This window comes from Acinetobacter sp. YH01008 (genome assembly GCF_013420435.1).
In the GTDB taxonomy this organism is placed as follows: Bacteria; Pseudomonadota; Gammaproteobacteria; order Pseudomonadales; family Moraxellaceae; genus Acinetobacter; species Acinetobacter pseudolwoffii.
The window spans coordinates 58218-71298 of sequence record NZ_VOYD01000012.1 but is presented as its reverse complement, the minus strand read 5'-3'; the positions used below and the strand labels follow the sequence as shown (position 1 = coordinate 71298).

The window sequence follows — 13081 nt, the reverse complement described above, 5'->3', positions numbered from 1 at the left end:
AGTGCTGGATTTTTTGCTTTGAAATAAAGTGAGCGAATTAGATTTTACCCACTAAGTCAATTGAAGGAGCAAGAGTTGCTTCGCCTTCTTTCCATTTCGCAGGACATACTTCACCTGGGTGAGCGTGTACATATTGCGCTGCTTTCACTTTGCGAAGCAGTTCAGCTGCATCACGACCAATACCACCGGCATTGATTTCAACGATCTGGATTTTACCTTCTGGATCGATCACGAAAGTACCACGATCTGCCAGACCTTCAGCTTCAATCAATACTTCAAAGTTTTTCGCCAAAGTCCAGGTTGGGTCGCCGATCATTGGGTACTGGATTTTACCAATTACGTCAGAGGTATCATGCCAAGCTTTATGGGTGAAGTGCGTATCGGTTGATACACCATAAATTTCTACGCCCATTTTCTGGAATTCAGCATATTGATCAGCAAGATTGCCTAATTCAGTTGGACAAACAAAAGTAAAGTCAGCAGGATAGAAGAATACAACCGACCATTTACCTTTCATGTCCTGCTCGGACACTTCCACAAATTGACCCTTGTGGTAAGCAGTGGCGTTGAATGGTTTGATTTCAGTATTGATTAAACTCATGAGACCTTTCCTCGTATATTGGTGAGATTGTTCATTCGATGAAGATAGAATACGAAAATTTTTTAAATAGGTAAAACCGTAAGTTTTTATAAAAATAATCGCTTTTTTAGATTTAAGATTTCTATGAGAATTACTGATCTGATTGATTTGCTCAATATGGAGCCTAGAATTTTGAACATAAGCCGAGCAGTTGAAATATAATTTTTTGCAACTTAGATTAGCAATCATAAAGCTCTGAGCTCTATCAAAACTAAACAAAGCAAATTCAAGACATAAAAAACCCACCGGATTCAGGTGGGTCTTGGATGAAGATTTACCGTTCTGATAAGTTAAAACGGAAGATCATCATCTAAATCAGCTGCAGGCGCTGCTGTTGGTGCAGGTGCAGATTTCGGTGCAAAACCACTCGGGTTATTGTTGCCATAACCGCCACCCTGATTGTTGTTGAAACCGCCTTGCTGCGGCGCTGAACCATAACCCGACTGCGGATTATTGCCGTAACCGCCACTTTGGTTGTTACTCGCCTGATTATTGTTATTAAAACGTGGCTGGTTAAAACTGTTGTCGCCCTGCTCGCCTTGTGAACGATTCGAGTCCAGCATCTGCATTTGATCACCACGGATTTCCGTTGTATAGCGCTCCTGACCATTTTGATCAGTCCACTGACGGGTACGTAATGAACCTTCAATATATACTTTAGAACCTTTACGCAGGTATTGCTGCGCAATTTCGCCTAAACGGTTATGCAACACGATACGGTGCCATTCCGTTTGTTCTTTACGTTCACCGGTACTTTTATCTGTCCACGAATCGCTGGTAGCAATCGAAAATTGAGTGAGAGAACCACCATTTGCAAAAGTTTTGGTTTCCGGATCTTTACCCAAAGTACCCACTAAAATGACTTTATTTACACCACGCATTTGCTGTTTACTTCCTATATATTTCTGTATTTTACTTTATAAGAGTTATGCTTAAATGGCTACCTCTTTACCTAACAAGTGCGTTAATTGTTGTCGCGAAGCATCATCAATCTGCTGTTTATCGACTTTTATATAGGCAACTTGCTGTTCAGCCATCACCACGACTTCTTCAATACCACGAATCGCCAAAAGCTGAGAAGTCCATTCGTCAGTTTGTCTGCTTTCCGGCAAACGCAGCACCAGTGATGAAAGATAGCGTGGCTGAGCTAGCCCGAAACTCATCAGCAGCCAAACAATCGCAATCCCGGTCAGGATACTCCAGCCCATCGAGGTATTATTGAGCAGCAACAATTGACCACCGATCATCCCACCAAAGAAGGCACCCAAAAACTGGCTGCTGGCATTCACGCCCATTGCCGTCGCTTTAGACTGGATTGGCGCAGCTTTAGACAGCCAGGAAGGCAATAAGGCCTCCATCACGTTAAAGGCAATAAAGAACAGGCCCAGGCCAATGAGCAAGATATATTTGGATTCAAAACCAAAGACCATCACCATTAAACCCAGAATAATACCGCCAATCGCCACCAGAAAAATCGCGCGCATTTTGTGGTATTTTTCTGCCAGAATAATACTCGGAAAAGCAAAGAACAGACTTAGCACCAACAGGGGTAAATAGACCAAGCCATGACTGGAAAGCGGCAGATCTGCAAACTCGATCAGCTGCGAAGGCACATAAATAAACATGGCTGTGAGCAATAAATGCAGGGTAAACACAGATACATGCAGACGATTCAGATCGCCAATCTGGAGCACCTGTTTCAGTTGGGTCAGATAACCCTGTTGAAAGTTTTTATGATGCCGCGTGACTTTAGGCACCATAAACAGCATCGCAATGGCAGCCAATCCCATCACCGTGGTGACCCAGAACAATCCCGAAATGCCAACCAGACCTGTCAGCCAAGGCCCGAGACTAAATGCCACCACAAAAGACAGACCAATACTCATGCCCATGATTGCCATGGCTTTCATGCGGTTTTCTTCACGCGTGACATCGGCCAGCAAGGCCATGACGACAGCGGATACTGCGCCACCACCGGCAATGGCACGACCGATAATCACGCCATAAATGCTGTCAGACATGGCTGCAATCGCACCACCCAAGGCAAACAGCAGCAGTCCTAAAACAATCAAAGGCTTACGGCTGTAGCGGTCTGCAATCAGGCTAAATGGTATCTGTAATAAGGCCTGAGTCAAACCATAGACCCCGACCGCCAAACCGATCAGTGCAGGCGTTGCATATTGATATGCCTGCCCTGCCACAGAAAACACCGGGATAATCATAAACAACCCCAGCATGCGCAGTGCAAAAATACTGCTCAGGGCAAAGGTTGAACGACGTTCTAAAGCATTCATCATAAATTATGGCGATTGGGTTAATTAATCTGGAGCCCAGATTATAGGGCATTCAGCTCATTAATAAGACATGAATTTTATTTGAAATAAAGATGATGCCGATCTAAAAACAAAAAAGCGCAGCCGGAGCTACGCTTTTCATTCAGGGAGAGCGCTTTATTTGCCTAAAGCCGCCTGACGTTTTTTGTATTGAATCGAGGCGAATACTGCCCAGACAATAAAAGCTACACCGATCAGACCGGTCACCACTTCTGGTACATGCAGACCGGTTCCGCTGGCAATCATAATGAAAGCCAGTGCACCGATGGCATAATGCGCACCATGTTCCAGGTAGATATAGGCATCCAATGTGCCCTGCTCAACCAGATAGATGGTCATTGAACGGACAAAGATTGCACCAATTGCCAGACCGAGCATGATGATGACCACGTCTGAGGTAATCGCAAAAGCACCGATCACACCATCAAAACTGAAAGAGGCATCCAGGACTTCTAAATAGAGGAAACCACCAATACCGGCTTTCACTACACCGGTCGGTACGCCATTTTCATCATGACGAATCGCATTACCTTCTTCATCGACTTCCGGTTCACCACCGAGCATATGACTCAGAACCTGTACACCGATATAAATTACGATGCCCCAGATCCCGGCCATAGTCACTGCCAGACGCTTGGCTTCATCGACATTGGCTGCCATGATTAACAAGGCCACCAGTGCGATAAACACCGACATTGCCGGCACATTAGCCAGATTAGACAGACGGCGTTCTAGCCGTCTGAACCAGTGCGTGTCTTTTTCTTCATCCAGGAAGAAGTTCAGGAATACCATCAACAGGAAAGCACCACCAAAAGCTGCAATTTCGGGATGATGTGCCATTAAACGCGCTGAATATTCTTTCGGATCATTCAGGGCCAGACGTACCACTTCCATAAAGCCCAGGTCTGCAGTCACTGCAACAATAACCACCGGGAAGATCAGACGCATCCCGAAGACTGCAATCAGAATACCGACTGTCAGGAACAGCATTTTCCAGAAATGATCCCAACCCCGTAGGACTGAGGCATTAACAACCGCGTTATCAAAGGACAACGACACTTCCATAATCGCCAGAATAGCGGTGATGGTTAGCGCTGTGAGCATGGTTTGCAGGCCTGCTTCAGGACCATGGGTATAACCCCAATACGCAGACAAACCAAGACACACGATCGAAAATGCAATCGAGAAACCAAAATGTTTCAACATACACAACGACCTTGGATAAATTAAATAAATGTATGGCTGCGAAAGAGCAGCAATACGAATAGGAAAAGTTAAGCTAATTATGAAACTTTTAGCGCATAAACCAAAGCACTTCCTGAGCTGTTTTATCTTATTTTCTGTTTTTAAAATTTGCCGATCTTTTAAACAGCCCGATCTTTGCTATAGTGCCGCATGGTTTAACTTGAACTGCGAAGGATTTTCAGCATGAGTTTTTCACAAGAGCTATGGCAACGCAATCTCGGACTTTATCAGAAGACCCTGGCCCTGCCCTTTAATCAGCAACTGGCGCAAGGTACTTTAAGCCGTGAAGCCTTTAGTCATTATGTGATTCAGGATGCGCATTATTTACTGGCCTATGGCCGTGCACTGGCCGTGTGTGCCGCCAAAGCATTTGAGGCAGATGATGTGATTCAGTTTGCTGAAGCCGCCAAAATTGCGATTGTGGTGGAGCGTAGCCTGCATGACGGTTTTATGCAGGATTTTGGCATTAGCAAAGACCAGTTCGAAAGTACTCCTCTGACGCTGGCTTGCCATCATTATACCTCTTATCTCACTTCGACTGCATGGTCAGAAAGCTACCCGGTGGTGCTGGCCTCGTTACTGCCATGTTTCTGGATTTATGCAGAAGTCGGCAAAGATATAGTCGATAATTCTGCACTGAATAATCCGTATCAAGCTTGGGTGGATACCTATTCAGGCGAAGAATTCCACACGGCTGTGCGTAATGTAATTGCGACCATTGACCGTGTTGCGGCGCGCGTTGATGCCGATACGCTGGAAAAAATGCACCAAGCTTATACGCATGCGGCCCGTCTGGAATGGTTATTCTGGGACAGCGCCTTTGAGCAACGCCAGTGGCCTGGTCTGGACCAATAAGATGCACAAAAAAAGTCCTGTTTAAGACCGAAATGCCAGTCAGTTAAGAAATTGACTGGCATTTTCTTTTTTAAATTCATAATTATATTTAATAGCTGGAAAAGTCACCCACTGGGCAAAACCAAAGTAACAACTGATTTACAGGTTTTTTAATTTAAAACCTTAAGACTCCGTCGTGGATGACTAAAAAATTAAAGAGTCTATTTCTAAACGCCTTAACTGATCAGTATTACTGTTGAAGATTGGGCTTCTTTATCTTATCGATTAAAATCGGATCTATTGTCATCAATTGATCATAAAAACGGCTTAGTCTGGGAAAAGAACAACAAAACTGCTGAGTGGCGAGTAAGCTAAACCTAGCTATTCGCCACACATTGCCGCATAATAAATGAGAATAATTATCATTTAATGGTTTAGTCCCAGAAAGAGGCATCAGATATGGACACTTTAGGTACCGAGGCGATTCGGGCATTTTTTACGGTGCAATGTTGCTGGTTGAATAATGAAGAAATTTATCCGGAACAGGGCTGTCTGGATTGTGGTTCAGCAGCAACTTACCTGATTTACCATACCAACACGCATATCTAGAAACATCTGCTGAAATTTATTGAAAAGTACCGCTGTCATCAGGCCCGTCGTAATGATTTGCTCGACCTGGATTTTTTCGAACAAGACTATGAGGGCTTTTTGCAAATCCTGGAAAATGAAGTTAATTTCTATGCACGTCTGCATCATGATATACCACGTGACACCTGCTTTGAGGATGTTGAATCGATCTTTGAACGCCGCTATGCAGCGGCTTGTTAAGAACGTCCCTCACGTCTAGTCATTCTGAACAGTGAAGCGATCTACTGTGATATTTCTCGGTATTGTGATGAATTGACCAATCACCGACATAACTTGACGTTTAAAATACTTTTATTTGCACTTGAACATTTTTCATCCGGTATCATATAAGGGTTTTTGATGAATATTCTAGGATCCTTGCATGAGCCAAAGCCACATCCGTATTCGAGGCGCACGTACCCATAACCTGAAAAATGTGAACCTTGATATACCACGCGACAAGTTTGTGGTGATTACGGGACTGTCTGGTTCAGGTAAGTCCTCGCTTGCCTTTGATACCTTATATGCCGAAGGTCAACGCAGATATGTAGAATCGCTGTCTGCCTATGCACGCCAGTTCCTTTCACAAATGGAAAAACCGGAAGTCGATTCGATTGAAGGTCTCAGTCCAGCCATCGCGATTGAACAGAAATCGACCAGCCATAACCCGCGTTCTACCGTGGGTACCATTACCGAAATTTATGACTACTTACGTCTGCTGTATGCACGTGTCGGTACGCCCTTCTGTCCAGAACATGACCTGCCGATGGTGGCACAAACCGTCACGGAAATGGTCGATGCAGTCAAAGTGCTGGAAGAAGGCACAGCCTTAATGCTGCTTGCCCCGGTAGTGCGTGAGCGTAAAGGTGAATATACCGCCTTATTTGAGCAGTTACAGAGTCAAGGTTTTGTCCGTGCCCGCGTCGATGGCGAGATCATGGAAATTGATCCGCCACCAGAGCTGGACAAAAAGAAAAAACATACCATTGAAGTCGTGGTCGACCGCTTTAAAGTCCGTGATGATCTGGGCAACCGTATTGCAGAAAGTTTTGAAACTGCACTGCGCCTCGGTGGCGATATTGCGATTTTATCCTGGATGAAGGATGAACATGATGATCGGGTATTTTCTGCCAAGCATTCCTGCCCGGAATGTGACCGCGCTGTCGCAGAACTGGAACCGCGTTTATTCTCGTTCAATAACCCTTTTGGTGCCTGTCCGGTCTGTGATGGTCTCGGCACCCGCAGTCATTTTAGTGCCGATAAACTGATTCCTAATCCTGAAGTCAGTGTCAGTCAGGGTGCCATTCGAGGCTGGGATCGTCAGCGTCCTTATTATTACGGCATGATCCAGAAAGTCGCCGAGCATTTTGATTTTTCTTTAGAAACGCCGTGGAATGAACTGGATGCCGACACCAAGAAGAAATTCCTGTACGGCACCGGCAAAGAAAAAATTGATCTGAGTTATATCGATGAGCGTGGCCGTCGTCATAATCGGGTGATTCCGTTTGAAGGGATTTTGCCGCATCTGGAACGCCGCTACCGTGAAACTGAAAGTAATTATGTGCGTGATGATCTGGCGCAGTATCTGTCCAATGCTGCCTGTGATGCCTGTGATGGTTCACGGCTGAATGAAATCTCGCGGAATGTGAAAATTCTGGACAAGACCATTGCCGACATTACCCGCATGTCGATTGGTGATGCCGAAAGCTATTATCAGGACATTAACCTAGAAGGCGCACGCGGAGAAATCGCCGACAAGATTTTCAAGGAAATCCGTGAACGTCTGCACTTCCTGGTCTCAGTCGGTCTGAATTATCTCAGCCTGTCGCGTTCTGCCGAAACATTGTCGGGCGGTGAAGCACAGCGTATTCGTCTGGCTTCCCAGATTGGTGCCGGCCTGATGGGCGTGATGTATGTGCTGGATGAACCCTCAATTGGTCTGCATCAGCGTGACAATGACCGTCTGCTGCAAACCCTAATCCGTCTGCGAGACTTGGGCAATACCGTCTTGGTGGTCGAGCATGATGAAGATGCAATTCGTGCCGCCGATCATATTATTGATATTGGCCCGGGTGCAGGTGTACATGGCGGGCATGTGATTGCTGAAGGGACTTATGATGAAATTCTGGCCAATCCTGACTCGCTGACCGGACAATATTTGTCTGGCAAGTTAAAAATTGAAGTGCCGAAAAAACGGATTCAGCCACCTAAACCTGAAGAACAGATCAAGCTGATGGGTGCATCTGGGCATAACCTGAAAAAAGTCGATCTGACCATTCCTTTGGGCATTATGACTTGTGTTACCGGGGTATCGGGTTCGGGTAAATCGACCTTGATTAACCGGACATTGTTACCTTTGGCGGCGACCCAACTGAATGGTGCAACCACTTTAACATCGGAAAAGTTTGAATCGATTGATGGCTTGCAGTTCCTCGACAAAGTCGTCGATATTGACCAGAGTCCGATTGGACGAACCCCACGTTCCAATCCGGCCACTTATACCGGTTTATTTACCCCGATTCGTGAACTGTTTTCACAAACTCCGGAAGCCAAAGCACGTGGTTATGCCGCGGGTCGTTTCTCGTTTAACGTGAAAGGTGGTCGCTGTGAAGCCTGTGAAGGCGACGGCATGATCAAGGTGGCGATGCATTTCCTGCCGGATATGTATGTGCCTTGCGATGCCTGTCATGGCAAACGTTATAACCGTGAAACGCTGGAAGTGAACTATAAGGGCAAGAATATTTCCGATGTCTTGCAGATGACAGTTGAAGATGCCATGCATTTCTTCGATGCCATTCCCGTCATTCACCGTCGTCTGGAAACATTGCATCAGGTAGGTTTGGGTTATATCCGTCTGGGTCAGTCTGCGACCACGCTTTCCGGTGGTGAAGCGCAGCGTGTCAAACTGGCACGTGAACTGGCCAAACGCGATACCGGTCAAACCCTGTATATTCTGGATGAACCGACCACGGGTCTGCATTTCCATGATATTGCCAAGCTGCTGGACATCCTGCATCAGCTACGTGATAAGGGTAATACCATTGTGGTGATTGAACATAACCTAGACGTGATTAAAACCGCCGATTGGGTCGTGGACTTAGGCCCTGAAGGTGGTTCGGGAGGCGGTATGATTGTTGCTGAGGGAACGCCTGAACAGGTGGTAAAAGTCAAAGCGTCACATACGGGTAAGTTTTTGAAAGCGTTGTTGAAATAAGCTATCCAAGATTTATCAGCCCTTCTTTTATCAAGGAGGGCTTTTTATTTTTCATGATCCTATTGAACGAATTTCTTCAGCCAATTGTGCCAATATTTGATCATCTACCTTTTTAGCATCATGAGATGAGATATAACCTTCATAGGCATCAAAATACTTATCTATTGAAGAATGAATTGGCTGCCAGTTTTCATGCGTCTTTTTAGTCTGATGCATTGGAAATAATTTGGCATGAACATGACCAACTTAAGTCTAAAGATCATCCAAATTAAATCACATGACTGGCAACATGGATGTTGCCCGTTTGACTGTGCTAAAGGGACTTAGCATCAGTCGAACAAATGCATTTGGCTACTTTTGTGCAGTCAAAAGTAGAGAAGGAATCTTTTAGACTAAACCTCAGCCACCACATTCCGTCCCTTCGCTTTGGCTTTAAACAAAGCATCATCGGCATTTGACAACAAAGCCATCCAGGAAACAGCCCCAATCGCCACCCCGATACTGACCGAAATCTGGATCTCGTCTCCTAGCGCAGTCAGAATATAGCGCTCAGCCACTTCAGCCCGAATTTTATCTGCAACGATCAGTGCCTGATCCATTTCAATATTTTCAATCAGTACCAGAAATTCATCGCCACCATAGCGCACCAGCAAATCCGTCGCCCGAACATTGGCCTTTAACCGCTCGGCCACCAGTTGAATCACCTGATCACCCACAATATGCCCATACCGATCATTCACCTGTTTAAAATGATCAATATCGATAATCATCAAACAGGTTTGGCTCAGTTGGCTCGGTTGATTTTCCAGAAAACGGATATATTCTTCCAGAGCAAAACGGTTTGATAATCCGGTCAAAGCATCTGAATGCGCGATATTCTTTAACCGGAATTCTAGCGCATCGCGTTCTTGCAACATTTGTTGCAATTTCTGAATGGCAGCGAATAAGGAATCAGAATGATTCACTTCACGCAGCCGCATATCAATTTTCTGACGACCCGAGTTTTTAGACAAACTCAACAACATGCGGCGTGCCTGAATAAGTGGCAAAAATACTTGTTTGCGTGCAAAGATCATGGTGGAAATCGCGGTCAGTAATGAAATCAACGATACCAACACGCTCCAGATCAAACGCTGCATATTGCTGTTCATTTCCTGAATAGCGGCATCTCTGCTGTATTGCAGCAGATAAGTTTGCAGGTCTACCACAGTCGCAAATTTATCTACGATCGCTTCAGTCAGCTCTGTCCCGCTCAAACGGTAGTCACGTTGCTCCAGACTGTCACTGATCAGCTCACTCACAATCGGTAAGCCTTGCTGAATAAACTCGGTTTCTACCCGCCGATGTAAACGGATGAATTCCTCAGTCTTATCTTGAACAGGTTGAATGGTATCAATCAAGGCCCACAAATAACGCACCTGATGTTGGGTCTGTAAAGAGCGGGTAATATTTTCAGTGGGAAGCGGAGCTTCAAAAGTCACATGTGCCATGATAGACGAGGCCACACGACCGGCCTGATCACGTAAATCTGATAAAAATAGAATCTGGCTAATATAGTTATTCAGAGGGGTCGATGAGCTATCTGAAGCCACCGCCACGTCACGCAAAAGTTCACGGCAACTTTCCCAGGCAGCAAACATCGCCAGAATCGCCTGATCAAGTTCCTGAGCACTGCGCAGCTGACGCGGCATCTGGGTATAAGCATCAACCTGTGCACGCCCTTTTTTCAAACTATTCTCAAGCTGTGAAAGTTGCTGACTCAGGTTGTTAAAACCGACCTCCGTCAAGACATCAGCCGTCTGGGAGAGCTGCCGATCCACCTGTTGACGGTAGCTGATTAACTCTTGCTGATGCTGGGCAAATTCCTGCACCGAACTGGACATGGCCTTATTGGCAGGCGCACGCTCACGCGAAATTTTATTTGCCAGGTCAGCGACCTGCTGCAATGCATTCAATTGTTGATAGGTTTGTCTGGATTTTAAATAACTTTGACTGCTACTCACAATTAAGGGAATACAGATACAAAGTAAACATAAAATAATAATCGACATGGCCCAGTATAAACGTTTACTGATCCAGCCTGAGCGTAAGGTGTTCATGCTGTTTTATTACGCCCCAATGCCAAAAGAATGCTGTATAGAGCGATTATTATACAAATAAAATGAAATACTCTTAAAGTAGGTAATTCAACTTAGTTAATGTTTTTTCTATATTTTTTTGATTTTAATTTTTAAAAGCGCTACTTTTTAAATTCAGGCTAAAGTTTTATGGGTTTTATCCTACAAAAAATACAACACAAATACAGGACTTTTAAGCATTAAAAAAAATATCAAAACTTGCTTTCCGCACTATTTACACATGCAACAATTGGGTGCATAATGCACCGCATTAGGGCGAGTTAAATTATTCCTCAGCAGATATTTTAGTTTACCCGCAAATTTTGGCGAAAAAACCCCAGTTTTCTATGAAAACTGGGGTTTTTTTTAGTGCTTATATTTTTAGGTCATCTATTAATGAATTAATATGCACCATTTTAGTGCTTTATTTTTACTATTTTTATTGCTGAAGTTCATTGCTACAGAACAGTTTCTATCTTAGAAGATGAATAGAAAGTAAATAAAAAATGCGGATAAAAAAAAGCCCAACCTTGGGGAAAGCTGGGCCAATAAAAAAATTGTGGAGAATCACGTTAAATCATAATGAAACATGAACTTTAACCTGATACTGATATTATGTAAAAATCTATTAACAATGTAAAGCCGATTGGCCTAGTCGAGATTAAAAAGCATCACATTTTGGTTCAAAAAAGAGACACCTATTACAATTCTAGAGAAATTCTGCATTAAATTTGTACAATTTATAATAAAGCGTGATGAATTATATAATTCATCTTATATTTTTTGACATATTTATGAATTTATCCTTAAAACATAAATTGAATTTTACGATAAAAAATCAATAATCAATTTAATTAATGAATAATAATATCCACACATTTTCTTCTTAATCTTTGACGTAGTGTTCTATTTTTAAGCTCTAGCTTTTTGTTATAAAACAAATTTTACATAAAATTCAATTTCAAGCTAAATAGATGAATATTACACAAAACTAATACATTATTTTAAGACGAAAAAATACTAAATTCAAAGCGGATTGACTTAATAAATTGTTACAATACAATACGTTCTATGTTGTACATCTTTTGTAACAAAATGGTAAATATCATGAAAAAACTAGGTTTAGCCACTGCTGTATTATTAGCGATGACCGGTGCTCAAGCATATCAATTCGAAGTTCAAGGTCAGTCAGAGTACATCGATAACACTGCAAATGACAAAGACTTCACTGGCGCTGTTCAAGGTACTTATTACTTTAAAGATGTAGATGCTTCTAAAGGTCCTTTAGCTGAAGCTGCTTTCCTAAACCAAGCATCTAATGTTGCTCTAGCGTATAGCTATGGCGAAAATGGTCAAGAAGAAGCTGGACGTTCACGTACTGTAAATCATACTTACGGCGTGAAAGGTGAAACTTATATCCCAACTAAAGTTGTGCCTGTTTATGCAAGCGCTTCTTATAGCCATACCATCGCGGATAACAAAGCGGGTAAAGCAGACGGCAATGGTGACCGTTATGCATTAGAACTAGGTGCATTACTAATCCCTAACTTCTTGGTTGCTGTGGGTTATACCAGTGTTGCTGACCAGACTTCTTATGACGCTTTCAACATCGTTTCTAATGGCGTTGCTAAAGCTGCTCTTGAATCTGCAACAATTAATGAAGACCAAGACGCAATCACTGCACGTACTAAATACGTAGGCGCGATTGACGGTACAAACATGTCAATTGGTTTTGAATCTGGTTTAGTTTATGGTGAAGACACTGCCTACAACCTAGGTACTACGCTTTTCCTTAACCCACAGTTAAGCGTTGGCGCATCTTATATGGAATCTAGCTATGCTGGTTCTCCAGACAAAGCTTGGGGTGCGAACGTAAACTACTTCATCACTCCTGCTGTTGCAGTTGGCGCAACTTATGTAAATGCTAACTACGAAGCAAATCTTGCGCAAAATACACAAGTACGTGACACACAAACTGTTGGCGTAAATGCGAAATTCCGTTTCTAATTTCTGATTAGATTCTGAATCAAAAAAGGACGCATATTGCGTCCTTTTTTATTGTTTTATGACT

Annotated in this window: 8 protein-coding genes and 1 pseudogene; 4 read left to right on the top strand and 5 right to left on the bottom strand. The window is 43.6% G+C overall.

All coding sequences use genetic code 11. The features are described from left to right. Window positions 1–37: 37 nt before the first annotated feature. From ahpC to FTT75_RS08660, 4 genes are all read right to left on the bottom strand, one after another. Window positions 38–601, bottom strand: coding sequence for an alkyl hydroperoxide reductase subunit C (gene ahpC / locus FTT75_RS08675; RefSeq protein ID WP_180186257.1), 564 nt, complete (start codon window positions 599–601; stop codon window positions 38–40). 329 nt (window positions 602–930) lie between these two features. Then, entirely contained in the window at window positions 931–1521 is a 591-nt protein-coding gene (gene ssb / locus FTT75_RS08670; RefSeq protein ID WP_005095120.1) for a single-stranded DNA-binding protein, read from the bottom strand. A gap of 51 nt (window positions 1522–1572) precedes the next feature. Next, the gene (locus tag FTT75_RS08665; RefSeq protein ID WP_074383891.1) at window positions 1573–2937 is read right to left on the bottom strand and encodes an MFS transporter; all 1365 of its coding nucleotides are present in this window, start codon (window positions 2935–2937) and stop codon (window positions 1573–1575) included. A gap of 153 nt (window positions 2938–3090) precedes the next feature. Then, window positions 3091–4179 (bottom strand): DUF475 domain-containing protein, encoded by a 1089-nt coding sequence (locus FTT75_RS08660; RefSeq protein ID WP_074383890.1) that lies wholly within the window; start codon window positions 4177–4179, stop codon window positions 3091–3093. A gap of 222 nt (window positions 4180–4401) precedes the next feature. Between FTT75_RS08660 and tenA the strand changes: the two genes are divergently transcribed. The 3 genes and pseudogenes from tenA to uvrA all read left to right on the top strand — a co-directional run bounded on the left by tenA (window position 4402) and on the right by uvrA (window position 8893). Beyond that, on the top strand, window positions 4402–5073 hold the full coding sequence (gene tenA / locus FTT75_RS08655) for a thiaminase II (protein WP_180186256.1): 672 nt from the start codon (window positions 4402–4404) through the stop codon (window positions 5071–5073). A 438-nt stretch (window positions 5074–5511) separates the two neighbouring features. Continuing rightward, window positions 5512–5880: pseudogene (locus tag FTT75_RS08650) on the top strand (hypothetical protein). A 181-nt stretch (window positions 5881–6061) separates the two neighbouring features. Next, entirely contained in the window at window positions 6062–8893 is a 2832-nt protein-coding gene (uvrA, locus tag FTT75_RS08645; protein ID WP_180186255.1) for an excinuclease ABC subunit UvrA, read from the top strand. A gap of 392 nt (window positions 8894–9285) precedes the next feature. Here the strand turns inward: uvrA and FTT75_RS08640 are convergent, their stop codons facing one another. Further along, window positions 9286–10992 (bottom strand): diguanylate cyclase, encoded by a 1707-nt coding sequence (locus FTT75_RS08640; RefSeq protein ID WP_180186254.1) that lies wholly within the window; start codon window positions 10990–10992, stop codon window positions 9286–9288. Window positions 10993–12105: 1113 nt separating this feature from the next. On the opposite strand from FTT75_RS08640, the gene omp33-36 reads away from it, so the two are divergent. Further along, window positions 12106–13017 carry a porin Omp33-36 gene (gene omp33-36, locus FTT75_RS08635; protein WP_373686069.1) on the top strand — a complete coding sequence of 304 codons (912 nt, stop codon included), beginning with the start codon at window positions 12106–12108 and terminating at the stop codon, window positions 13015–13017. Window positions 13018–13081: the final 64 nt, after the last annotated feature.